30 protein-coding genes and 1 pseudogene are annotated in these 21,391 nt (G+C 33.9%); all 31 read right to left on the reverse strand.

Annotated elements, in window-relative coordinates; all coding sequences use genetic code 11:
- Positions 1–162: 162 nt before the first annotated feature.
- Positions 163–1,944: an aspartate--tRNA ligase gene (gene aspS, locus PF572_01870; GenBank protein ID MDA3839812.1), complete on the reverse strand. Its 1,782-nt coding sequence runs from the start codon at positions 1,942–1,944 to the stop codon at positions 163–165.
- 566 nt (positions 1,945–2,510) lie between these two features.
- Positions 2,511–2,768 (reverse strand): hypothetical protein, encoded by a 258-nt coding sequence (locus PF572_01875; protein MDA3839813.1) that lies wholly within the window; start codon positions 2,766–2,768, stop codon positions 2,511–2,513.
- 30 nt (positions 2,769–2,798) lie between these two features.
- Entirely contained in the window at positions 2,799–3,002 is a 204-nt protein-coding gene (locus PF572_01880; GenBank protein MDA3839814.1) for a hypothetical protein, read from the reverse strand.
- Between the two features lie 12 nt (positions 3,003–3,014).
- A complete protein-coding gene (gene recO / locus PF572_01885; protein MDA3839815.1) occupies positions 3,015–3,725 on the reverse strand; it encodes a DNA repair protein RecO in 711 nt (236 codons plus the stop codon).
- Positions 3,725–4,111 (reverse strand): Holliday junction resolvase RuvX, encoded by a 387-nt coding sequence (ruvX, locus tag PF572_01890; protein ID MDA3839816.1) that lies wholly within the window; start codon positions 4,109–4,111, stop codon positions 3,725–3,727. The genes recO and ruvX overlap by 1 nt, the downstream gene beginning before the upstream one ends.
- A gap of 1 nt (position 4,112) precedes the next feature.
- On the reverse strand, positions 4,113–4,901 hold the full coding sequence (gene map / locus PF572_01895) for a type I methionyl aminopeptidase (GenBank protein MDA3839817.1): 789 nt from the start codon (positions 4,899–4,901) through the stop codon (positions 4,113–4,115).
- A gap of 4 nt (positions 4,902–4,905) precedes the next feature.
- Positions 4,906–5,877: a calcium/sodium antiporter gene (locus tag PF572_01900; GenBank protein ID MDA3839818.1), complete on the reverse strand. Its 972-nt coding sequence runs from the start codon at positions 5,875–5,877 to the stop codon at positions 4,906–4,908.
- Positions 5,878–5,889: 12 nt separating this feature from the next.
- Positions 5,890–6,522, reverse strand: coding sequence for a hypothetical protein (locus tag PF572_01905; GenBank protein ID MDA3839819.1), 633 nt, complete (start codon positions 6,520–6,522; stop codon positions 5,890–5,892).
- A gap of 4 nt (positions 6,523–6,526) precedes the next feature.
- Positions 6,527–7,717, reverse strand: coding sequence for an ABC transporter permease (locus PF572_01910; GenBank protein MDA3839820.1), 1,191 nt, complete (start codon positions 7,715–7,717; stop codon positions 6,527–6,529).
- 4 nt (positions 7,718–7,721) lie between these two features.
- Positions 7,722–9,173, reverse strand: a complete 1,452-nt coding sequence (locus PF572_01915; protein ID MDA3839821.1) for an ABC transporter ATP-binding protein — start codon at positions 9,171–9,173, stop codon at positions 7,722–7,724.
- 108 nt (positions 9,174–9,281) lie between these two features.
- Entirely contained in the window at positions 9,282–10,556 is a 1,275-nt protein-coding gene (gene secY / locus PF572_01920) for a preprotein translocase subunit SecY (GenBank protein ID MDA3839822.1), read from the reverse strand.
- 12 nt (positions 10,557–10,568) lie between these two features.
- Positions 10,569–11,054, reverse strand: coding sequence for a 50S ribosomal protein L15 (rplO, locus tag PF572_01925; protein ID MDA3839823.1), 486 nt, complete (start codon positions 11,052–11,054; stop codon positions 10,569–10,571).
- A 97-nt stretch (positions 11,055–11,151) separates the two neighbouring features.
- Complete coding sequence (locus PF572_01930; GenBank protein ID MDA3839824.1) at positions 11,152–11,922, reverse strand: 30S ribosomal protein S5; 771 nt, start codon at positions 11,920–11,922, stop codon at positions 11,152–11,154.
- Positions 11,923–11,943: 21 nt separating this feature from the next.
- Positions 11,944–12,300, reverse strand: coding sequence for a 50S ribosomal protein L18 (gene rplR / locus PF572_01935; protein MDA3839825.1), 357 nt, complete (start codon positions 12,298–12,300; stop codon positions 11,944–11,946).
- Positions 12,301–12,316: 16 nt separating this feature from the next.
- On the reverse strand, positions 12,317–12,862 hold the full coding sequence (gene rplF, locus PF572_01940; protein ID MDA3839826.1) for a 50S ribosomal protein L6: 546 nt from the start codon (positions 12,860–12,862) through the stop codon (positions 12,317–12,319).
- 27 nt (positions 12,863–12,889) lie between these two features.
- On the reverse strand, positions 12,890–13,300 hold the full coding sequence (gene rpsH / locus PF572_01945; protein ID MDA3839827.1) for a 30S ribosomal protein S8: 411 nt from the start codon (positions 13,298–13,300) through the stop codon (positions 12,890–12,892).
- Positions 13,301–13,343: 43 nt separating this feature from the next.
- Entirely contained in the window at positions 13,344–13,529 is a 186-nt protein-coding gene (locus PF572_01950) for a type Z 30S ribosomal protein S14 (GenBank protein MDA3839828.1), read from the reverse strand.
- Between the two features lie 75 nt (positions 13,530–13,604).
- Complete coding sequence (gene rplE, locus PF572_01955; GenBank protein MDA3839829.1) at positions 13,605–14,138, reverse strand: 50S ribosomal protein L5; 534 nt, start codon at positions 14,136–14,138, stop codon at positions 13,605–13,607.
- A 57-nt stretch (positions 14,139–14,195) separates the two neighbouring features.
- Positions 14,196–14,528: a 50S ribosomal protein L24 gene (gene rplX / locus PF572_01960; protein ID MDA3839830.1), complete on the reverse strand. Its 333-nt coding sequence runs from the start codon at positions 14,526–14,528 to the stop codon at positions 14,196–14,198.
- A 22-nt stretch (positions 14,529–14,550) separates the two neighbouring features.
- The gene (gene rplN, locus PF572_01965; GenBank protein ID MDA3839831.1) at positions 14,551–14,922 is read right to left on the reverse strand and encodes a 50S ribosomal protein L14; all 372 of its coding nucleotides are present in this window, start codon (positions 14,920–14,922) and stop codon (positions 14,551–14,553) included.
- A 43-nt stretch (positions 14,923–14,965) separates the two neighbouring features.
- Positions 14,966–15,217, reverse strand: coding sequence for a 30S ribosomal protein S17 (gene rpsQ, locus PF572_01970; GenBank protein MDA3839832.1), 252 nt, complete (start codon positions 15,215–15,217; stop codon positions 14,966–14,968).
- Positions 15,218–15,281: 64 nt separating this feature from the next.
- Positions 15,282–15,515, reverse strand: a complete 234-nt coding sequence (gene rpmC, locus PF572_01975; protein ID MDA3839833.1) for a 50S ribosomal protein L29 — start codon at positions 15,513–15,515, stop codon at positions 15,282–15,284.
- A 39-nt stretch (positions 15,516–15,554) separates the two neighbouring features.
- A complete protein-coding gene (gene rplP / locus PF572_01980; GenBank protein ID MDA3839834.1) occupies positions 15,555–15,962 on the reverse strand; it encodes a 50S ribosomal protein L16 in 408 nt (135 codons plus the stop codon).
- A 73-nt stretch (positions 15,963–16,035) separates the two neighbouring features.
- A complete protein-coding gene (gene rpsC, locus PF572_01985) occupies positions 16,036–16,725 on the reverse strand; it encodes a 30S ribosomal protein S3 (protein MDA3839835.1) in 690 nt (229 codons plus the stop codon).
- Positions 16,726–17,046: 321 nt separating this feature from the next.
- A pseudogene (gene rplV, locus PF572_01990) lies at positions 17,047–17,373 on the reverse strand (50S ribosomal protein L22).
- A gap of 44 nt (positions 17,374–17,417) precedes the next feature.
- Positions 17,418–17,693, reverse strand: a complete 276-nt coding sequence (rpsS, locus tag PF572_01995) for a 30S ribosomal protein S19 (GenBank protein ID MDA3839836.1) — start codon at positions 17,691–17,693, stop codon at positions 17,418–17,420.
- Between the two features lie 123 nt (positions 17,694–17,816).
- Positions 17,817–18,656: a 50S ribosomal protein L2 gene (gene rplB, locus PF572_02000; GenBank protein MDA3839837.1), complete on the reverse strand. Its 840-nt coding sequence runs from the start codon at positions 18,654–18,656 to the stop codon at positions 17,817–17,819.
- 34 nt (positions 18,657–18,690) lie between these two features.
- Positions 18,691–19,140: a 50S ribosomal protein L23 gene (gene rplW / locus PF572_02005; protein ID MDA3839838.1), complete on the reverse strand. Its 450-nt coding sequence runs from the start codon at positions 19,138–19,140 to the stop codon at positions 18,691–18,693.
- Between the two features lie 47 nt (positions 19,141–19,187).
- Complete coding sequence (gene rplD, locus PF572_02010) at positions 19,188–19,892, reverse strand: 50S ribosomal protein L4 (protein ID MDA3839839.1); 705 nt, start codon at positions 19,890–19,892, stop codon at positions 19,188–19,190.
- Between the two features lie 41 nt (positions 19,893–19,933).
- Complete coding sequence (gene rplC, locus PF572_02015) at positions 19,934–20,686, reverse strand: 50S ribosomal protein L3 (protein ID MDA3839840.1); 753 nt, start codon at positions 20,684–20,686, stop codon at positions 19,934–19,936.
- A 275-nt stretch (positions 20,687–20,961) separates the two neighbouring features.
- Positions 20,962–21,309, reverse strand: coding sequence for a 30S ribosomal protein S10 (rpsJ, locus tag PF572_02020; protein MDA3839841.1), 348 nt, complete (start codon positions 21,307–21,309; stop codon positions 20,962–20,964).
- Positions 21,310–21,391: the final 82 nt, after the last annotated feature.

Here is a 21,391-nt window from a genome sequence, read left to right on the forward strand (position 1 = left end):
TTAATCCCCTCTTGAGAGGGGTAAATTCGAACGACAGAGAGAAGACGGGGTGTGTTTCACGTTTTATCTCACCATTTTTTACACACCCCACCCTGGCGGGCACCCCTCTCAAGAGGGGATTTTAAAATATTAAAGTATTCGAAATTCAATCAAAATTAGAAATTAATCATTCTTACGAAGTCTGATGTGTACATCTTTTAATTGTTTTTCATCAACTACCGAAGGTGAATCCATCATGGCATCTCTTGCTTGCCCGTCTTTTGGAAAGGCATAAATATCTCTAATTGAATCACCATCAAGTAAAACCATTAAAAGTCTATCAAGTCCTGGAGCGATTCCTCCATGAGGTGGAGCACCGTATTGAAAGGCTTTAATCATTCCGCCAAATTTTGCATCAACATCTTCTTTTGTATAACCAGCTATTTCAAAAGCCTTGTACATTACTTCTGGTTTGTGATTTCTGATAGCTCCTGATGATATTTCAAATCCATTTACAACTAAGTCGTATTGGTATGCTTTGATGTCTAGTGGGTCCATGGTTTCAAGTGCCTCCATTCCACCTTGTGGCATAGAAAAAGGATTGTGTGAAAAATCAATTTTACCTTCTTCAAGTTCAGAATAATCATACATTGGATAATCATAAATCCAAAGCCAAGCAGCTTTTTTAGGATCTTTCAGTCCAAGTCTTTCTCCACATTCACTTCTGACTGCTCCTAGTGACTCACAAACTACTTTCCACTTGTCTGCTCCAAAGAATACAATATCACCTGCCTTTGCACCGAGATCTTCCATTAAACTTTTAGCTAAGTCTTCACCAAGAAATTTAATAATTGGAGAATTTAGACTTCCGTCTTCCTTAAATGTAATATAGGCAAGTCCCTTAGCGTCTTTTGATCTAGCCACTTCTGTTAGCTCATCAATTTCTCTTCTGCTAAATTTAGCTCCGCCATCTACTTTCAAAGCGTGGACCACTCCTCCATTAGCCACTGCTCCAGAGAAAACAGAAAAACCGCTGTCCTTAACTTTGTCAGTAACAACCTGAATCTGCATATCAAAACGAAGATCTGGTTTATCAGAGCCATATTTTTCTAGAACATCATGATAAGTAATCCTAGGGAAAGGTTCATTTATTATTTTTTTATCTGAAAACTCGTTTGTTAATTCTATCATTAATTTTTCTACTACCGCCCAAACATCTTCTTGATTTGCATAACTCATTTCAAGATCTACTTGGTAGAATTCTCCTGGATGTCTATCGGAACGAGGATCTTCATCACGAAAACATGGAGCAATTTGAAAATATTTATCGATACCACCAACCATCAAAAGTTGTTTAAATTGTTGAGGTGCTTGAGGGAGAGCGTAAAATGTTCCGGGATGTAATCTTGAAGGTACCAAAAAGTCACGAGCACCTTCAGGACTTGAATTAGCTAGGATTGGAGTTTGAACTTCAAGAAATTTTTCTTTTTCAAAATAGTCTCTAATATAGCGAATAAAATTATGTCTGGTTTGCAACATTTTTTGAAGCTTCTCTCTTCTTAAATCGATAAACCTATATTTCAATCTTATAGCTTCATTGGCTTCTCCAGCCTTTTCTTCATCCAACTCAAAAGGAGGTGTTTTTGATTCACTTAAAACTTCAGTTTCAATCACTTCAACTTCAATCTCACCTGTAGCCATCTTTTTGTTAATCATATCATCTGGGCGTGCTACTACTTTTCCAACAACCTTAATAACCCATTCACTTCTAAATTTGTTAGCTATTTCAATGGCTGCTTTATCTATTTCTGGATCAAACTTCACTTGACTCAAACCATATTTATCCCTGAGATCAATAAAAATAATACCACCATGGTCACGTCTTCTGTGAACCCAGCCAGTTAATATTACTTCTTGACCTACTTCTTTTTTTGTTAACTCTCCGCAAGTATGTGTTCTAATCATATGTTTTTGAATAATGAATTATGAATCTTGAATAATAATTTGCAAAACTATTTTGTATTTGTTTAGAATTTAGTACTTAGAGCCTAGAATTTACTTGCCTGTATAAACAAAAAAGTTCGTCTCCACATATCACTAAAATCGTAATATATAGGGACGAACCTTTTCTCGAGCAAGCCATGGATATGTTTTGTAACGAAATTTGATAATTTTGAGATAAAATTGATTTAAATTTTTGAAGAGTATAAAAATACTTTGAGATAATTTAAAACGATTATAGCCAAAATTTTCAAATTGCAGTAGAAACGATATCTGTGGTTTTCGAGTAGATCCGTGGTACCACCCACATTTCCCGAAAACGGGACACTTATTTACAGCTATTACGGGCTTACCCGTCAGGTTCTAATTTTCGCAATGCGAATTTCTTCCTGCGCCTCTCTTAGTGTCAGCTAAGATATATCGGCATGTTAATATTTTATTTTACTAATTTATATATTATATAATTTAATGATTAATGTCAAGCACCTACTAATTTAAAAGCCGAGATTATAGTAATCTCGGCTCTTTTTCTACAAATCAATTGTTACACCACCCCATTGGTTCGTTTTAATAACAAGGCGAACTTTTTTACCTAAAAGAGCAACATGCTGATTTGTCAAAAACTTGGCTTCTTCAATGGTTCTTTTAACAAGAGGCATGCTCAAACCCCTAGGCTCAGTAATATGGAAATCTGCTAGTTCATTGCCATTTTCAATTCTTTCCATATAACTATCAAAAGTCTCTTGAGGCAAATCCCTTCCTGCAACATTCTGAATATTTTTTTCCATTAGATTCCTCCTTCATTAATGTAAAAGAAATTAAAATAAGCTACTATCATGTTTTTTTCCACTTCTCGTAACTTTTTTTCTAGGTGGATTAACCTTGGGAACTTTTTCATCAATTCTTTTTTTCTGAGGGTCGGCCACACAAACTTTTTCATCAGTGGTTTTTTCTTGAGATGGGTTAATGTCCCTGGAAGCATCTGTTCCAAATAAAATCCTCTCAACATTCTCGAGTCGCATGAAACCTCCAATCTAGTATGAGTAATATTTTTCGAATGAACTAATAATAGATAAAAAATCTTTTTTATCTTTTTTGTTTATTTTAATTTTAATTATTTCGGTATCTTTTGTTTTTGTTGCTAATTTTAGCATTTTAATACAGCTATTTGAAATTGTCAATATATTTTCTTTCTTACAACATTTGTCGCAAAGAAGGCCACCGCTTGGCACACTCATTTTATATTCTTCTTCTAAAATGTCAGAAGAACAACGAGAGCAGTTTTTCAAATTCAGTGTATAGCCCAAAAGATAAAAAAACTTTATTTTAAATATTGCAAAATACAATTCGTAATCACTAATTTCATTCTCCTCTAAAAAATAAAGAAAATCATAAAGAAGTTTGTAGGTCAAAGAATCTTCTTCTCCATCTTTTAAAAGTTTCTTATATAAGTATAGAACACTTTGGGATAAAATTAATTTTTCATAATTATTTTTTATTTTTGGAAAGTTTTCAAAATTTTTAACTGAGCCTACATAGTCATATTGTTTCCCCTTGATAATCATTATATCTACAATATTTAGAGGCTCAATATGCCCTGCTAATTTTGATGTTTTTTTCTTGGCTCCTCTGGCAATTAGATTCATTCTACCTCTATCTGGGCTATAAAAAGAAACGAGCACATCATTTTCTCTGAAGTCTCGTCTTTCTAATACAATTGATTTTGTGTTTACTGTCTCTTCCATTAACTTATGCTATCTAGATATGACTGTAGTATTATCATCGCAGCCACAGCGTCTCTTGGGGCTTTTGTTTTTTTATTTCCAACAAGAGCATCAGCTGCCTTTGAGCTAAGTCTTTCATCAAAAGAATTTAATTTTATTTCTGTTGCTTCTTCCAATTGTTTTTTAAAAATCAGGTAACCCTGGTGAAGTCTCTCTTCACCCTCCCCCAATCTTCTTGGATAGCCTAAAACAATTTCATCAATATCTTCTTTTTCTATTTCTTCTAAAACTTCTTTTAAGTTTGCGACAACTACGTGGGGCGTGGCGATATACAAAACATTATCTCCAAGTGATAGTCCAATTCGAGCCTCTCCCCAGTCTATCCCTAAATATTTTCTTTCTTCCATACTATCTGGTTATAATTTCAGCTCCTTTTTTTGTTATCAAAATAGTATCTTCAAAATGAGCACTAGTTGAGCCGTCACGACTAACAAAGGTAAATTCATCATCCAGAACATCTATCTCCCAAGAACCCATATTAACCATCGGTTCAACTGCGATTGTCATGCCTTCTTTTAATTTTATATCATAATGTTTCCCGGCATAATAATGAGGAATCTGTGGTTCCTCATGCACTGCCCGTCCAACACCATGACCAACTAAATCACGGACGACTGAGAATCCTTTCGACTCAATGTAGTTTTCTATTGTGCTTCCTATGTCGTTTATAGTATTGCCTGGTTTAATTTGCTTTATTCCCAAGTCAAGACATTTTCTTGTAGCGTCTATTAAGTCTTCAATTTTTTTATCAATCTTCCCAACGGGGAATGTTCGGGCCATGTCCGTATACATCCCTTGCCCGTTTTCTGAATATGGATATTCCATTCCGACATCAATAGATATAATATCTCCTTCACTAACTACTCGAGAAGGATAGGCTGGTCCGTGAACAACTTCTTCGTTTATTGAAGTACAAAGTGCTGTTGGAAATGGAGCTGAATCTGGTGAAATTTTGTAATTTTTAAAAGAAGGTCTCCCTCCAGCTTTCTCAATTAGCTCGCAAGCTAAATCCTCTAATTCACCGGTACTTATTCCTGACTTAACTCTTGAACCAAGTGTCTTCATAACTGAAGAAAGAATTTTACCACCCTCTCTCATTATTTTAATTTCCTCCTCTGTTCTAATCCCGTAAATCATAATATTAACCTCTAATTATTAAAAAAATCATGTAGGAAATATAAGCTCCTAACAAAGAAACTCCTTCCCATTTTCCTATTGTGCTCTTCTTACCAAAGAATACAGCGAATAAAACCAATATCGTTGCGAAGAAAAGTATTGCTATGTCGACATTAAGAATAGGATTATACACTATTGGATTTATCACTGAGCTCAAACCTAGAACCCAAAATAAATTAAAAATATTTGACCCTATAACTGCTCCAACTGCAATGTCAGTATGCTTTTTGTACGCAGCCACCGCTGAAGCTGCTAATTCTGGCAATGATGTTCCTATGGCAACAATAGTAAGACCAATCAGTTCTTCTGATAAACCAAAGCTACTTGCAAAAACGATTGCCCCCTCAACTATCCAGCGTCCTCCGAAGTAGAGACCAACAAGACCTCCTAAAATCATTAGAACAGATGATGAGTCACTACGTTTCTTTATTTTTTCTTCATGCAATTCTTCTATTATTGAACTGTTTATTTTACTAATTCCAAAAGTATAGTAGATAAAAATGGAAAAAAATAATATTAAAACTAAACCATCAATCCTTGTTAAAGAACTTATATCCACTCCATCAATAAGCGTATCATTCACCAAAAAAGCTACTGCTAGGATAGCTAGAAGTGACAGAGGAATTTCTTTTGATACGGTACTTTTTTTAACAGCCAGAGGAAAAATAATAGCAGAAACGCCTAGAATTAAAAGAGTATTAGAAATATTTGATCCTATTATATTGCCCAGGGCAATTCCAGTTGATTCATTCCAGGCAGCAATAGAGCTAACTATAAGCTCTGGAGCCGATGTCCCAAAAGCAACTATCGTTAAACCAATGACTAAGTTTGATAGACCAAATTTTTTAGCGATTGAAGACGATCCTTCAACTAAAATATCTGCTCCTTTAACCAAGAAGACAAACCCTAAAATGAATAATATTATTGTTATATACATAATTTAATTTAATTACGCTGCTAGCGAAACGGGCGTGGACCCTGTTGAAGAATTTTTTCTATTTCCAGTCTTTGTGATTGGGGTAACATTGTTTCTTTTCTCAACAACAGCATCATTCGATTTTGCCCTAGACCCAGAAGAAACCCCACCAGAAGTTTTGCCAAGAGCAGTTACAATATGATCATTTTCATCACTATGTAAATAAGCACCAATACTACTTTCCTGATTTTCTTTTTTATCAGAAAAAACATGAGAAACCCTGTTGTTTTTACTATTTTTTATTTCTTCTGCGGCGCCATTGCTGTCATTACCAGCTCTATTCATCTTAAGCTTTTCTCTCTTCGCCATTCTTCTTAATTCACTTTTGCTCGGTTCGATATTCCCTTCTTTCTTCACTCCAAAAACTCTCGAAATTTCAGAAACGTTTTCTGCAAAATGCCTTCTATCCTTCACTGAAAGTCCCATGTCCTTTAGTTTTCTTAATGCTTGGAGCTTTGATGACCCTGATAGTTCGTCTGCAAAATACTTAACATGTGTATCCTTATTTAAAGATCCTGTCAATTTTGCCCCGGTGCTTCTTATTTTGGAGTCATAATTGCTTTTAAGTGAATCCATCAATAGTCTTTTATTGAGAGTATTTTTCATATTTTTATTTATAACGTAGAGCAACCAAAGCGCTAATACTCGCTGCTCTTTTAGCTGGATAAAAACCGGTAGCAAGTCCCACAACTGTTGAAAAAATAGTTACCGTTGTTATGAACCAGATTGGGGTATAAAATAAATCTATTTTATCGCCTCCATAAGCGCCGGCCAGCATATTAATTATATTATTAAAAATCTCCCCGCCAAGCATTCCTATCAATATACCACTAACACCACCAGTAAATCCAATAATTACAGATTCTGACAAAAACATTTCCCATATATCAAGAGAAGTGGCTCCGAGGGCCTTCATAATACCAATTTCTTGAGTACGCTCAAGTAAAGCAATCGTCATGGTGTTAAACATTCCAATTGCCGAAACAATCAAAGCAATAACACCAAAGAGCGCAAGAACAATTTTGGCTACATTAAATATTTGGTTTGCCTGTTCAATAATATCAGACAAAGCACTCACTAAAAAGTTTTCATCAATTAAAAAAGCTCTAACAATCTCAAGATTTTCTTCTTTATCTACTTTAACTTTAATTTTTGAAAAATCAACATCCCCAATTATTTCAACCAATGAATATGGTAAATATACAAAACTAGAGTTTTCATCATCAGCAATGCCAACGATTTCAAAATCATCACCAAGCTCTACTAACTCCCTAACTCCACTTTTATCTGTTTCCTTGTAGGCTGAAAAATTAATTTTCTTACCAATAGCCTCATCCTCTGCTATGCTAAATAATTGAAGAGAGGCTAGGGAAACAATAACTTTGTTCTTTTCATTTTCTCCATAAAAATCCCCGTCTTTCAAAGTGGTTCCATCTAACCTGAAAAAATTGGAATCTACAAAATTTGCTATTACTTCGGACGAAACATCATTTGATTTCATTTGAGCTGACATCGATACTAACGGAGATATTATTTCAACCTGCTGTATGGCTCCAATTTTTTCTACAGACTCTTTATTTAGACTTATTCCGTCCAAATCGGAAATAGTAACGTCGAGACTTAAAAGAGCGTCAGAGGTAGTAATTTGGCTTAAAATCACCCGTTGTAAACCATAACCAAGAGAAACTAAAAAGAGAATGGTTCCAATACCAACACCAATACCCAATATTGTCAGGATGGTTCTAGAACGATTTGTTCTAAACATCCTTGTAGCTAATCTAAATAAATCAGGAACTAACATTTTGTTATTGAGGTATGTCGGAAGACTTTTGCGACATATCTTTATTATCTAGAGCAGAATACATTTGCTCTCTTTTTTTATCTAAAAATTTTCTATTCTGACTAACTCCAAATCCTAGGATTAATATAAGCTCAATCTCCTCTGAAACAGAACGGGCAGTCTTAGCATTGAGACCTACACCATCCTCACTGCTTGGTTTATCGAGAATATTGTACATTTCTGGTTTGTTGATTTTTTCACTTAATCTTTCAAAAACTGATTTTTCTAATTTTTTCTGTTTCTCTTCTGATGGGGCTTTTTTATAATCTGAAAAACATTCCCTAATTAAATATTTTGTTAAAATCTCAGCTTTTCTCTCAACTGGGAAAATGTCATGCAAGCCCTGTTCGTTCTTCGACTGTTTCCTTTCCTGATAAACAAATTTTGACATTTCCATTATTCTACCGACCCTCTCCGTAACCTTTCTAGCTGTTCTAATATCAAAACCAACTCCGCCATCCACGTAAGGTCTATTTAAAATATCAAGAAAATCATCCATCCCGACTGATTCACCTAAATATCTTTGCATCAAATCTTCAAAAATTTTCGTCTCCTCTGCGTTTCTGTTTGTTATGAAATGGTGAGTAAACATTTTTGCCTTATATGGCATTATTAAAATGTTAATCTGTTCTGGGGTGAGCCCTTGATAGGTCCTCATTAGAGCCTGTAGCTCATTTGTTGGTGCTTTTATTTCTTCTTCTTTTGCGTCTTTTATTTCACCTTTATTCTTGTTTATTTCTTCCTTAATAATAATACCGTCCTTTAGATAAAATATTCTATCTCCGTAAGAAAGATATTCTGGATTATGTGTTACAAGAACAATTGTTTTCTTCTCTCGCTCATTTAAGTCTTTAAAAATACCAAGTACATTTTTAGCAGAAACTGAATCCAGATTACCAACTGGCTCATCAGCTAGAATAATCTCTGGGTTATTGATAATACACCTAGCGATACCTATTCTCTGTTGTTGACCACCAGACAATTCAGAAGGCAATTTATCGGCTTGTTTCCTGATGCCGAATCTCTCTAGAAGCTCCATCCCTGTTACCTCTCTCTTTTTCTTTCTACTGCTCAAAAATATCTGAGGTAAAACAACATTATCAAGAACAGAAAGACTAGTGATTAGATTATATGATTGGTAGACCATTCCAATAGTTTTTCTATGATAATCAACATGCTCCCTCTTCGTCATATCGGAAATATCTCTTTCATAAACAAAAGCAGTCCCTTTGGCGGGTATTTCCAGTCCGGCTATAACATTCAAAAGGGTTGATTTTCCACACCCTGAAGGGCCATAAAGAATAACAAATTCCTCAGGAAAAATTTCAAGAGAAATATTCACTAGCGCTTGGTATTCATTTGACTGACCTTCGTTGTATATGAAATTAAGATTTTTAAGACGAAATATTGGTTTCATAATCAAAATAAGGAGTGTATAATCACTAATTTATTAATAACATTATACCATGTTAAAAGTATAAAAAAAACCCCAAAAAAAGGAGGTTTTTCTATGAAATTTGTATTTTTATAATCCTTCGTATTCTCTCATTGTCAGTTGAGCCTCAATTTGTCTAACAGTTTCAATAACAACTGCTACTACAATCAAAAGGCTAGTACCACCGATAGCAAGCCCAGCGGCGCCACCGGAGAAATAGCCCAGTATCAAGGGCAAGACTGCAATTGAACCCAAGAATAGAGCTCCGATAAATACTATTTTATGAGTAGTGTTAGCTAAGTACTCAGCGGTATGTCTTCCTGGTCTAATCCCTGGAATAAATCCACCTTGCTTTTGCAGATTTTCAGCAATTTGGTCGGGATGAAAAATAATTTCTGTATAGAAATATGTAAAAGCAAACACAAGAACAAAATACAAGAAACCATAAATAAGCTGATTTGCGAGGACATCTATTATCCATTGAGAAAAATTAGCAATCCAGGCCGTTTCTGCATGAAGAAAGAACTGAGCAACCATCGATGGAAATAAAACAACAGATATAGCAAAAATAATTGGAATAACACCAGCCATATTAACTCTTAAAGGTAGATGGGTGGTTGTGCCACCAAACGATCTATTACCACGAACTTGTTTAGCATACTGCACTGGAATATTTCTTTGTCCTTCCGTTATCCAAACAACACCTAAAACAGTTACAACAGCGACAAGTGCAAATCCGATAATAGTAGTTAGCTGACTTGGATCGAAGTTAACGACAATTCCCTGCAGTGTTTGTGGAAAACTAGAAACAATTCCTGCAAAAATCAAAAGAGAGATACCATTACCAATATTCTTTTCCGTAATAAGCTCACCTATCCACATAAGGAATATTGTACCAGCAGTTATAGTTAGAACCATTGAAAAAATATCAAAAGGTGTAACATTGATAAGTATTCCGGTATTTGATCTTTGGAGTAAAATAACCATTGAGAATGCCTGTAGGGCAGCCAATGGAACTGTTGCCCAACGTGTCCACATACTTATTTTTTGTTTTCCAGCTTCTTCCTTTTGCATTTCTTCAAGCTGAGGAACTATCATGGCTAACAACTGAAAAATAATAGAAGATGTAATATATGGAGCTATGCCCATCATCACAACAGAGAAGTTAGCCATACTACCACCAGAAAATACATTCAATAGACCAAGAACCTGATTTCCACCAAAAAACTCTCTGAGGGCCATCACATCAACCCCTGGAATTGGGATATGAGCGGCAAACCTAAAAATGACAAGCATCCCTACAACGAATAGGATGTTTTTTCTTAAATCCTTTATTTTCCAAATTTGAACAATTTTATTGATCATAGGGTTTTAAATTTATTTTTTTGACTTTGTTTTTTCAGCTGAATTCTTCTTTTTCTCTATAGTAATTTTAGCTCCAAGCTTTTCAGCTTTTTCGCGAGCAGAATCACTTAATTTGATATTATGAAATTTTAAATTCTTAATTTTAAGAACACCGTTCCCTAAAATTTTAATCTCTTTTTTATAGTTATTTACTAAACCATTTTTTAACAAAGTTTTAGCATTAACAATTTCAGATTCTTTGAAATATTTGTTTAATTCTGAAATATTTATAACTTGATCCTTTGGCTTAATTGATTTAAACCCTTTCATCTTTGGGGTTCTTAATAAGGTTTGTTTCATTCCAAGTTTTTTCAAACCGGAAACACCAGATCTTGATTTCTGTCCTTTTTGTCCTTTTCCACTATAAGTCCCTGTGCCAGAAGCATTCCCTCTCCCTACTCTTCTTCTTTTTTTAGTTGACCCGGCTTCGGCCTTAATTGTATTCAATGATAACGCCATAATATTTTATTTATGGGATTGTTAGTAAATATAAACTTATTACTAAGCTAATATTTAATAGCAGTCCCTTTATACAGTATAATTTAAATTACTTTTTTTAGCTAGTTTTTTTAACAGCTGGAGTTTTTGTTGGAATATTTTTTGGAACTTCCTTATTTTCAACCGGCTTTTTTTTCGGCTCTCTTTTCTCCACCTTCTTCAAGCTAGACAGAGCTTCAATTGTACATTTAGCAATACTAACTTTATTGTTCGTTCCAAGAATTTTACTAGTAATGTTAGTAACGCCGGCAAGCTCCAAGATAATACGAACAGCGCCACCAGCAATTACACCCTTACCTTTTCTAGCTGGTTTAAAAAGAATTTTAGCAGCTCCTGTCTTTTGATAAATTTCATGTGGAATTGTTTCATTTATAATAGAAACATCTATGATTTCTTTCTTGGCATTTGCTACTGCCTTTGAAACTGCAAGAGTAACATCAGCACCCTTAGCTAGTCCAATTGCAACTTTTCCTTTCTTGTTTCCAATAGCAACACAAGCTCTAAATCTCATCCTTTTTCCTCCTGCCATCACACGAGTAACTCTAGCTAGATCAACAATTTTTTGCTCAAATTCATCTTGAGGTTTATCTCTTTCAAAATTCTTTTTTCTTTTTTTAGCAAATTTCTTTTCACCATAAACAGACTTCCCAACAGTATTTTTGGCAACGATTGCTTTTTCACCTGTTTTTGCTACCTCTGCTTTTTCTTTCGCAACCACTGAAGATTCTGGCTTTTGGGCTAAGGCCTTGCCATCTTTGTGACCCAGGTCACTTTTTCTGACTTCGCCATTCACCTTGTTTTCTTTGGTAACTTGTTTTTCTTCTGCCATATTATATTTATCTAATTATTATTAAAATATTAAACCACCCTCACGTGCACCGTTAGCTAGAGCCTCAATTCTACCATGATACTTGAATGAGCCTTTATCAAAAACAACTTTTTCTATCTTTTTTTCGATAGCTTTTTTAGCTAATAACTTTCCAATTTCAAAACTTTTAGTTTTTTTATCACCTTCAATTTTTATTTCTTTTGAGTTAACACTAAGAATAGTGATTCCCTTTGTATCATCAATCAACTGAACAAACATGCCTTTATTTGATTTAAAAACTGATATTCTTGGTCTGACTGAAGTACCAGAAATTTTAGCTCTAACTCGAGCATGTCTTCTGGCTTTTTTAACTTGTTTATTTTTTTCTTTATTATTCATATACAAATTTTATTTATTAATCAGTCTTACCTGCTGTTTTACCAGCCTTTCTTCTAATTATTTCATCAATATATTTAATACCTTTCCCTTTATAAGGTTCTGGCTTTTTAACTTTTCTGATTTGAGCTGCTGCTTCGCCAACTAATTGTTTATCGATTCCTGAGATTGTAATAATATTAGCTTCGACCAATGCAGTAATCCCCTCTGGCAACTCATAATCGACTTGATGTGAAAATCCAACATTCAAAACTAACTTGCGGCCCTGCAATGCTACCTTATAACCAACCCCGTTTATTTCTAGCTTTTTTTCAAAACCATCGTTTACACCAACAACCATATTATTAATAAGACTTCTATAGAGACCCCAAAATGATTTTTCTTTTTTACTCTCAATATCTTTAATACTCACAACAATTTCTTTTTCTGAGATATCAATTTTGACCATTTTATTAGTTCTTTCTTTCAGTTCCCCTTTAGGCCCTGTTACAACTATAAAATCTCCATCAATTTTTGCTTGAGTACCACTTGGTAATTCTATTGGTAATTTTCCTAATCTAGACATAATATTTTAATTAATCAATTTATTATTTTAGTAAACTTCACAAAGAACTTCTCCACCAAGTTGTTTCTTTCTTGCTTCTTTGTTAGTCATAACACCTTGAGATGTCGAAATCACAGCTATCCCGTGGTTATTGAGAACTTTCGGAAGTTCACTTTTCCCAACATAAACTCTGAGACCTGGTTTTGAGATTCTTTTTATTGCGTTTATAGTAGATTTACCACTTTTTTTGTATTTCAAGACAAGCTTAAGCTCATCAAAAGATGATTTTGATTCATCCTTAGATGCTTTTACTACCTCAGCCTTCTGTATCCAACCTTCTTTCTCTAGTGTCTCTGCAACCCGGAATTTAAGTTTACTCATAGGCATGGTCACATCAGATTTATTTACAGCAGAAGCATTTCTTATTCTTGTTAACATGTCTCCGATAGGGTCTGTCATATTTTTTATATAAAATTACTTATTTATTATTTTTATCAATTGCTTACCAAGATGATCTGGTAATTCCTGGAATATCACCATTTTCCGCCAACTCACGAAAGCAAATTCTGCATAAATTAAAATCCCTCATATAAGAATGATTTCTACCGCACTTCCAACATCTTCTCACAATTCTTGTTGAAAACTTTGGAGTTTTTTTTGATTTTGCAATTAAAGCTTTTCTAGCCATATATATTATTTAACCCTGTGGAATCTTGCCTAGCAAGAATTTTTTCAAAATTATTCCACGGGGTGAAATTATTTATTATTTTTTAAATGGGAATCCCATTAAATGAAACAATTCTACTCCCTCTTCTTTTGTTTTTGCTGTAGTTGAAATACAGATTTCCAGACCATGCAATTTCTCAAGATCATCTGCTTTAACTTCTGGAAAGGCTGAATTATCTTTAAAACCTATGGTAATATTTCCAGTTCTATCAATACCTTTATCGCTAATCCCTCTAAAATCTCTCACACGAGGAAAAGTTACATAAACTAGCTTCTCAAGGAAGTCATACATTTTAGATGATCTCAGTGTTACCTTCGCTCCAATAATCATTCCTTCTCTAACCTTAAAAGAAGCGACAGACATCTTAGCTTTTGTTAAAACTGGTCTTTGTCCTGAGATTCTAAGTAATGTTTCCTGAACATTCTTAACATAATCTTTATCCTTTGAATGTCTTCCAAAGCCAACATTGATTACAATTTTTTGTATCCTAGGTGCTTGAATTTTATTTTTATACTGAAATTTTTCAATCAATTTTGGTAAAACTTCTTTGGTATAATATTCTTTTATCATAATATTTTTACTTGACATTACCTACTATATTGCAGGGGCTTGCCATAAATTTTCAAATTAATTTAACGCTTGATCACATTTCTTACAGTATCTAATCTTCCTCTTTGATTTTTTACCATCTTTCTCAAGCTCAATATATTTATAAGTAACTCTAGCTGGTTTTGAACATTTTGGACAAACTAGCATTAAATTAGAAATATTGAGAGGAGCTGGAAATTCTATTCTCTGACCTTGTTCTCCTTGTTTCCTTGGTCTTAAGTGTTTGATTAATATATTAATCCCTTCAACACTTACTCTTTGCTTCTCTGGAAATATCTGTAAAACTTTCCCTGTTTTCCCTTTATCTTTCCCTGCCAAAACTTTAACCTTGTCGCCTTTAATTATTTTCATATTATTAGTAGTTTATTTATTTTTACAAAACCTCAGGAGCAAGAGAAGCTATTTTAAAATAACCAGCTCTCCTCACTTCACGAGCAATTGGCCCGAAAATCCTAGTTGCCTTTGGTTCCTTTTTCTCTTTATCAATAATCACGCAAGCATTATCATCGAATCTGAGATAAGTTCCATCCGCTCTCCTAATCTCTTTTTTTGTTCTTACAATCACTGCTTTTACAACATCGCCTTTTTTAATAGGTGTGTGTGGAGCTGCTTCCTTAACTGCACAAGTAACCACTTCGCCTACTCCGCCGTATCTTTTTTTATAACCACCATGCACTCTAATAACCAACACTCTTTTAGCGCCTGAATTATCAGCTACTTTAATTTTTGATTCTACTTGGATCATATTCTTATTATAATTTTTGAATTTCTAATTTTTATATATTGAGCTATTTTGACAATACTCTCCATCTTTTGTCACGACTCAATGGTCTACATTCTACAAATGAAACCTTATCATCTGTCTTGAATTTGTTTTCTTCATCATGAACTTTATATTTTTTTGACATCGTATACCTTTTTTTATATTTTGGGTGAATTTTCACAGTGTCTACGCTAACAACAATAGTTTTGTCCTGCTTATCACTAACAACGACACCATTAAATTTCTTCTTAATTGTTTTTTTTTCTTTGTTATTCATAAATTTATTTTAAAACTTGAAATAATTATCTTGTGTCAACTTGGCTTAGGCCACGTTCCCTGATCTAATCATTCACCTTGTCTTTATCGTCATCTTTTGATGTTTCTTCTATATCTTTCTTTGAATTAAACAATGTTAATATTTTTGCAACTGTTTTTTTACCTTCTCTAATTTCTCTAATATTTTTTAATTGTTTATTCGCATCTTTAAACCTTAGCTCTCTTAGCTTGTCTCTAGTTTCAGCTAAAAGTCTATGTAAATCGTTTTCTTTTTTTTCCTTTAATTCTTTAATCTCCATATATTTACTTGCCACGCTTATTTTTAGGCGTGGGTCTAATTAATCTTTAGCAATAAATTTACACTTAACAGGAAGTTTATGAGCGGCTTTTTCCATGGCTTCTTTTGCCATGTCATTCTCAACACCATCCATTTCAAAAAGCATTGTTCCGGCCTTAACAACGGCTACATAATGGTCAACCGCGCCCTTACCTTTACCCATAGGGATTTCTCCACCTTTTTGAGTTCTTGGTCTATCTGGAAAAATTCTAATCCAAATCTTACCGCCTCTTTTTGTAAATCTAGTCATAACTCTCCTGGCAGCTTCAATTTGTCTTGATGTTATCCAGTGGGCTTCTTTTGATTGAAGACCAAAGCTTCCAAAACTTACTTTCATTTTTCTTGTTGCCTTGCCTCCTCTTTTTGGAGCATGCGACTTTCTATATTTAGTTTTTTTTGGCATCAACATATATTATTTACCTCTGTGAAATCTTGCTTTGCAAGAATTTTTTAAAAATTATTCCACGGGGTCAACTTAATAATTATTTCTTTTTTCCAATTACTTCCCCTTTGGCGGTTTCAGACCCTTTTTCAAATACTGTTCCTTTGTAAATCCAAACCTTAATCCCAATAGCTCCAAAAGTAGTTCTAGCTACTCCACGAGAGTAATCAATATCAGCTCTCAGGGTATGCAGGGGAACTTTTCCTGAAGACAATTTCTCACTTCTGGCAATTTCTGCTCCGTTTAGTCTCCCGGCAACCTGAACCTTAACACCTAGGGCTCCAGCTCTCTCGACTCTTGAAATTGCTTGTTTCATAACTCTTCTAAATGGCATTCTTTTCTCTATCTCTAGGGCCATTTGTTGCAACACAATTTGTGATGAAAGACTTGGTCTATCTACCTCAAAAATATTTAAATTAATATCCCCTAATCTGAAATTTTTTAAAAATTTAGCGTGTATTTTCTTTTTCAAATCCTCAGCACCAGTTCCTCCTCTCCCAATAATAACTCCTGGTTTTGCAGTGTGGATTGAAACACCAATTTTTTTAGCACTTCTCTCAACTTCCACCTTATCAACACCGGCTTCTCTTAGCTCATGAAGTAAAAATCTTTTTACTCTAACGTCTTGCTCAAGATTTTTTGAATATGTTTGTCCCACGTTGAACCATTTTGATGTCCAAGCTTTGGTGATTGATATTCTAAATATTTTTGGATTAATTTTTTTACCCATATTTATTATAAATTTATTATTTTATATTTCTTTGTCTTTCTGTGATTTTGTATAAGTGATTATTTATCCACTTTTTCTTCTAAAAACTTTTTTAGCAAACCCCTTGGACCCACCCTCGGCATTTTTTGTGTGACCTTCAGGCTTTGTGTCTGCTACTTTTTCTTGAGCAGGAACTGCTGAACTAGTTTCAGCACTTTTAGTTGTTCCTGTTTCTTTCTTATTAATTTTTTCTTCCTTCTTTTCTTTCTTCGCTTGCTCTCCTAATTTAACAGGGGCATCAATCTTTTGCTTTTTAGCTTTTTTCTCACCACTGTCCTTGATTTCTCCCAAAACAACGCTTACATGGCTAGTTCTTTTTCTAATTGGAGTAGCTCTTCCGTGTGCTCTTGGCATCCATCTTTTCAAAGTAGCTCCTTCATCAACCCTAATTTCTTTAATAAAAAGATTGTCTTTTGAAAGTTCGAAAGCATTTTCAGCGTTAGCAATTGCAGAATTTATCAACTTTGACACTGAACCCGTTACTCTTTTATTTACAAATTTTAATTGGTCAAGTGCTTTCTCAACCGGCATTCCACGAACAAGATCAACGACTAATCTAGTCTTCCTAGCTGAGGTTCTCAAATGTTTTACGTTTGCTTTTATTTCCATATATTTATATTATTCTATTTTTGAAATATCCTAAAATCTTTTAATTATTTCTGAGCTTTTGCCATTTTACCACCGTGGCTAACAAATTTTCTAGTAGGTGCAAATTCTCCTAACTTATGTCCAACCATGTTTTCAGTCACATAAACAAGTGAATGAGCCTTTCCATTGTGAACACCAAAAGTGAAACCAACCATTTCCGGAGTTACTGTACTTGATCTATCCCAAACTTTCAGTACAGTTTTATCACCAGGATTCATCGCTACAACTTTTTTTTGTAATCTTTCGTTGATATATGGTCCTTTTTTTAAACTTCTTGACATATTATATTTACCCTTGTGAAATCTTGCATTGCAAGAATTTTTTCAAAATTATTCCACTGGGTTAACTTAATTATTACCTTGTCTCGCCACATCCGTCAGCTGACGGAGTAGGCGGATTATTTATTATTTCTTTTTCTTTCTTCTCTGGATAATTAGTTTATCTGAAGATTTTGATTTCCTTCTAGTTTTAACACCCAATGCTGGCTTACCCCATGGAGTCTTTGGATGTTTAAGACCAATAGATTGGTTGCCTTCACCACCTCCATGTGGATGATCAACTGGATTCATAGCAGAACCACGAACAGTTGGTCTTATTCCAAGATGTCTCTTTCTACCAGCTGAACCTAATTTAATATGCCTCTTATCAACATTTGAAACTCGTCCAATAGTACACATCGCTTCTTTCTTAACAAGTCTAATTTCTCCTGAAGGTAGTTTTAATTGGGCAAATTTTCCTTCTACTCCCATAACATGTAGTGCATTCCCTGCACCACGAGCTAATTTTGCTCCATGTCCTGGTTCGATTTCAACACAACTTACAGGAACACCAGCTGGAATATATTTAAGTGGCATTGCATTACCATCTTTGATGGTAATTTTATTGCTTGAACTTAATATTTCATCTCCAACTTGTGTTTTGGTTGGTTTTATAATATATCTTTTTTCACCATCTGCATAATTAAGAAGGGCTAATCTAGCCCCTCTGTTTGGGTCATATTCAATAGCAACTACTTTAGCAGGAATATCCAATTTGTCTCTTTTCATGTCAACAATTCTAACTGCTCTTTTAGCTCCGCCACCTCTATGTCTGATAGTTATCTTCCCTTGATTGTTCCTTCCTCCAGTTTTTTTCTTTGGAATAACTAATCTTTTTTCAGGAGTTGTTTTCGTTATATCAGCAAAATCATCGAAGGTTGCACTTCTTCTTCCTGGTGTAGTTGGTTTTACTTTTTTAATACCCATATATTCAAATTTTTAATTTTAAATTCTTAGTTTCCTAAACTCCTTCGTAAAGATTTATTGTCTTCCCCTTCGGAAGAGTAACGATAGCTTTTTTCCAATCCTTCCTTCTGCCAATACTTTTTCCATGCCTAACCTTTTTGCCTTCCATCTTGATAACATTAATAGCAGTTGGTTTAATTCCGTAAACTTCTTCAAAAGATTTTGCTACTTCAACTTTATTTGTATTAATTGCAACCTCAAAAGTATATTTTCCTAGAGCCCCTTCTATGCTAGCCTTTTCGGTAATTAATGGTTTAACAAGAATCTTGTAAGCATTCCCGTGTACTTTTTCTTTGTCAGTTTTTTTCACCTGCTTTTCTGAAGCAGAATACAAATCTTTCATAGACTCTTTCTTGCTCTCTTTTTTTTCAGTAGATTTAGTTGTTTTTTTTGCAGCTGACTCCTTGTCGTCATTTTTCTCGTCCGCTTTTTTAAAAATTCCCATATTATTTTAATTCTACCTGCCTGCCGGCAGGCAGGAATTTCTGTTATTTACTTATATCTTTGTTCGATTTTTTTGATTGCATCAACTGTAATGATTAGTTTTTTGTATCTTAACAAATCAACGATATTAATATTATCAAGATTTATTAATTTAATACCAGCTAGATTGTTTGCTGAATATTTATCTTTCTCTTCATTATTTGCATTAATAAGAAGCACGCTTCTTTTTACCTTTAATACTTTCTTTTTACCATCTTTAGGGTCAGCTTCTTCTTTTTTAACCTTTGATTCATTTTTTAAAATTCCTTTTTCAAAACTTGCAACAACTTTATCAAATTCTTTGGTTTTAAAATTTTCAGATACTATTTTATCTAAAATTGCAACATTCTTTTCTGCTAGCTTATCTGAAAGAGCCATAAACAAAGCCGCTCTTTTCATTTTCAAATTTAAGTCTTTTGAAAAATTCCTATTTTTTAAGGGTCCGAAAGCAACACCACCACCAATCCAAATAGGACTTCTGCTTGAACCTGCCCTAGCTCTACCTGTTCCTTTTTGTTTCCAAGGTTTTTTACCACCACCACGAACATCGGCTCTTTGTTTTGTATGAGCTAAAATTTGTCTTTCATTAGACATTTGAGCAACAACTGCTTGGTGGACTAAACTTTCTTTCACTTTTACTCCAAAAATATTCTCTGGTAAGTTTATGTCTCCAACTACTTCTGCTTTTTGATTGTAAATACTAGCTTTAAGCATATTATGTTTTGAATTTCGAATTTTTAATTTCGAATTTTGAATTATTTTTTATTATCTTCTTTCACCTCTTCTTTTGCTTCAATTGGGGCTTCTTCCACTTTTTTATCTTTTTTTTCTTCTTTCGCTTTCTCTTTCTTCTCTTCAGGCTTTTTATCTTTAACTTCTTCCAAAACTTTAACCTCTCCAGGAGCGTTGAATGAAACAAGAGAATTTCTAGCACCAGGAACTCCTCCCTTGATGTAGAGAATATTTTTTTCAACATCTATATCAATAATCACACCTCCATTAAAAGTAACTTGATCTCCGCCCATTCTGCCACCCATTCTTGTTCCTTTAAAAACATGAGCCGGTCCAGTCGCACCAATAGACCCAGGCATTCTTACTTGATCCTTTGTACCATGAGTTGTGATTTGACCAGCGAAACCATGTCTTTTAACAACCCCTTGAAAACCTTTACCTTTTGAAACAGAGCTCAAGTTAATAGAATCTCCTACTTCAAAACTAGTAACATCAAATCTATCACCTCTCTTGAGGGAGATTTCTTGGGCTTTAACTCTAAACTCTTTTAAATATCTAAAATTATCGAGCCCTTTAAAGTGCCCGATTTGAGGTTTTTTGATATTTTTTTCTTTTTTAATACCATACCCAACTTGAACCGCTGAATAACCATCTTTTTTATCGTTTTTTATCTGGACAACTGTACATGGACCAACTTCAACTTTTGTAACTGCTACTGCTACGTCATCTCTCCACATTTGAGTCATCTCAATTTTTTTTCCTAAAATAAATTTCATATATTTTTCTTTCTTGGCAGCGCAAGCTTTTACTTGTTGCCTTTAAATAAACAAAAACTGGCTTAATCTAAACCAGCTACAATAATACAATATCTATCATCTTAATACTCTAGAAAACAGAAATTTAATTTTATTATAATGCTTTTTGTTTGATTTTTACCTCTCTTATAAGTACTAATTATCACCTTAAGACTTTCTTTTATCAATTTAATAAAAGAGTTTTTACAACAATATTCAGTACAATAATATTTCAATAATTTACTAAGTACAGTTTACTACATTTTTATCTCGACGTCAACCCCAGCTGGTAAGCTAAGACTAGTCAAATCTTCAATGGTTTTAGCTGATGGTTCAATAATATCAATCAATCTTTTATGTGTCCTCATCTCATACTGATCACGAGCATCCTTATGAACAAAAGTGGATCTCATAACTGTATACTTTTTCTTTTCAGTTGGAAGAGGGATGGGTCCAAAAATTTGAGCTCCACTTCTTTCTGCTGTTTCGATGATTTTCCTTGTAGATTGATCAATGATTTTATGATCAAAAGCCTTAATTCTAATTCTAATTTTTTGTTTAGAATCTTCATTCTCTGTGCTTTCTTTTTTTGTGTCTTTTGGCATAACTGTTTAGTTAGCTTAATTTTTATCTAAAACCTAATATAGGCATTATAAAGCTCCTTAATAAATTAAGGAGCCCTAAATA

Source organism: Patescibacteria group bacterium (genome assembly GCA_027858235.1).
GTDB lineage: Bacteria > Patescibacteriota > Patescibacteriia > Patescibacteriales > BM507 > BM507.

Coding starts and splice junctions, on each gene's coding strand:
- aspS (MDA3839812.1), bottom strand. CDS start 1,944: ATGATTAGAACACATACTTGCGGAGAGTTAACAAAAAAAGAAGTAGGT.
- PF572_01875 (MDA3839813.1), bottom strand. CDS start 2,768: ATGGAAAAAAATATTCAGAATGTTGCAGGAAGGGATTTGCCTCAAGAG.
- PF572_01880 (MDA3839814.1), bottom strand. CDS start 3,002: ATGCGACTCGAGAATGTTGAGAGGATTTTATTTGGAACAGATGCTTCC.
- recO (MDA3839815.1), bottom strand. CDS start 3,725: ATGGAAGAGACAGTAAACACAAAATCAATTGTATTAGAAAGACGAGAC.
- ruvX (MDA3839816.1), bottom strand. CDS start 4,111: ATGGAAGAAAGAAAATATTTAGGGATAGACTGGGGAGAGGCTCGAATT.
- map (MDA3839817.1), bottom strand. CDS start 4,901: ATGATTTACGGGATTAGAACAGAGGAGGAAATTAAAATAATGAGAGAG.
- PF572_01900 (MDA3839818.1), bottom strand. CDS start 5,877: ATGTATATAACAATAATATTATTCATTTTAGGGTTTGTCTTCTTGGTT.
- PF572_01905 (MDA3839819.1), bottom strand. CDS start 6,522: ATGAAAAATACTCTCAATAAAAGACTATTGATGGATTCACTTAAAAGC.
- PF572_01910 (MDA3839820.1), bottom strand. CDS start 7,717: ATGTTAGTTCCTGATTTATTTAGATTAGCTACAAGGATGTTTAGAACA.
- PF572_01915 (MDA3839821.1), bottom strand. CDS start 9,173: ATGAAACCAATATTTCGTCTTAAAAATCTTAATTTCATATACAACGAA.
- secY (MDA3839822.1), bottom strand. CDS start 10,556: ATGATCAATAAAATTGTTCAAATTTGGAAAATAAAGGATTTAAGAAAA.
- rplO (MDA3839823.1), bottom strand. CDS start 11,054: ATGGCGTTATCATTGAATACAATTAAGGCCGAAGCCGGGTCAACTAAA.
- PF572_01930 (MDA3839824.1), bottom strand. CDS start 11,922: ATGGCAGAAGAAAAACAAGTTACCAAAGAAAACAAGGTGAATGGCGAA.
- rplR (MDA3839825.1), bottom strand. CDS start 12,300: ATGAATAATAAAGAAAAAAATAAACAAGTTAAAAAAGCCAGAAGACAT.
- rplF (MDA3839826.1), bottom strand. CDS start 12,862: ATGTCTAGATTAGGAAAATTACCAATAGAATTACCAAGTGGTACTCAA.
- rpsH (MDA3839827.1), bottom strand. CDS start 13,300: ATGACAGACCCTATCGGAGACATGTTAACAAGAATAAGAAATGCTTCT.
- PF572_01950 (MDA3839828.1), bottom strand. CDS start 13,529: ATGGCTAGAAAAGCTTTAATTGCAAAATCAAAAAAAACTCCAAAGTTT.
- rplE (MDA3839829.1), bottom strand. CDS start 14,138: ATGATAAAAGAATATTATACCAAAGAAGTTTTACCAAAATTGATTGAA.
- rplX (MDA3839830.1), bottom strand. CDS start 14,528: ATGAAAATAATTAAAGGCGACAAGGTTAAAGTTTTGGCAGGGAAAGAT.
- rplN (MDA3839831.1), bottom strand. CDS start 14,922: ATGATCCAAGTAGAATCAAAAATTAAAGTAGCTGATAATTCAGGCGCT.
- rpsQ (MDA3839832.1), bottom strand. CDS start 15,217: ATGAATAACAAAGAAAAAAAAACAATTAAGAAGAAATTTAATGGTGTC.
- rpmC (MDA3839833.1), bottom strand. CDS start 15,515: ATGGAGATTAAAGAATTAAAGGAAAAAAAAGAAAACGATTTACATAGA.
- rplP (MDA3839834.1), bottom strand. CDS start 15,962: ATGTTGATGCCAAAAAAAACTAAATATAGAAAGTCGCATGCTCCAAAA.
- rpsC (MDA3839835.1), bottom strand. CDS start 16,725: ATGGGTAAAAAAATTAATCCAAAAATATTTAGAATATCAATCACCAAA.
- rpsS (MDA3839836.1), bottom strand. CDS start 17,693: ATGTCAAGAAGTTTAAAAAAAGGACCATATATCAACGAAAGATTACAA.
- rplB (MDA3839837.1), bottom strand. CDS start 18,656: ATGGGTATTAAAAAAGTAAAACCAACTACACCAGGAAGAAGAAGTGCA.
- rplW (MDA3839838.1), bottom strand. CDS start 19,140: ATGGGAATTTTTAAAAAAGCGGACGAGAAAAATGACGACAAGGAGTCA.
- rplD (MDA3839839.1), bottom strand. CDS start 19,892: ATGCTTAAAGCTAGTATTTACAATCAAAAAGCAGAAGTAGTTGGAGAC.
- rplC (MDA3839840.1), bottom strand. CDS start 20,686: ATGAAATTTATTTTAGGAAAAAAAATTGAGATGACTCAAATGTGGAGA.
- rpsJ (MDA3839841.1), bottom strand. CDS start 21,309: ATGCCAAAAGACACAAAAAAAGAAAGCACAGAGAATGAAGATTCTAAA.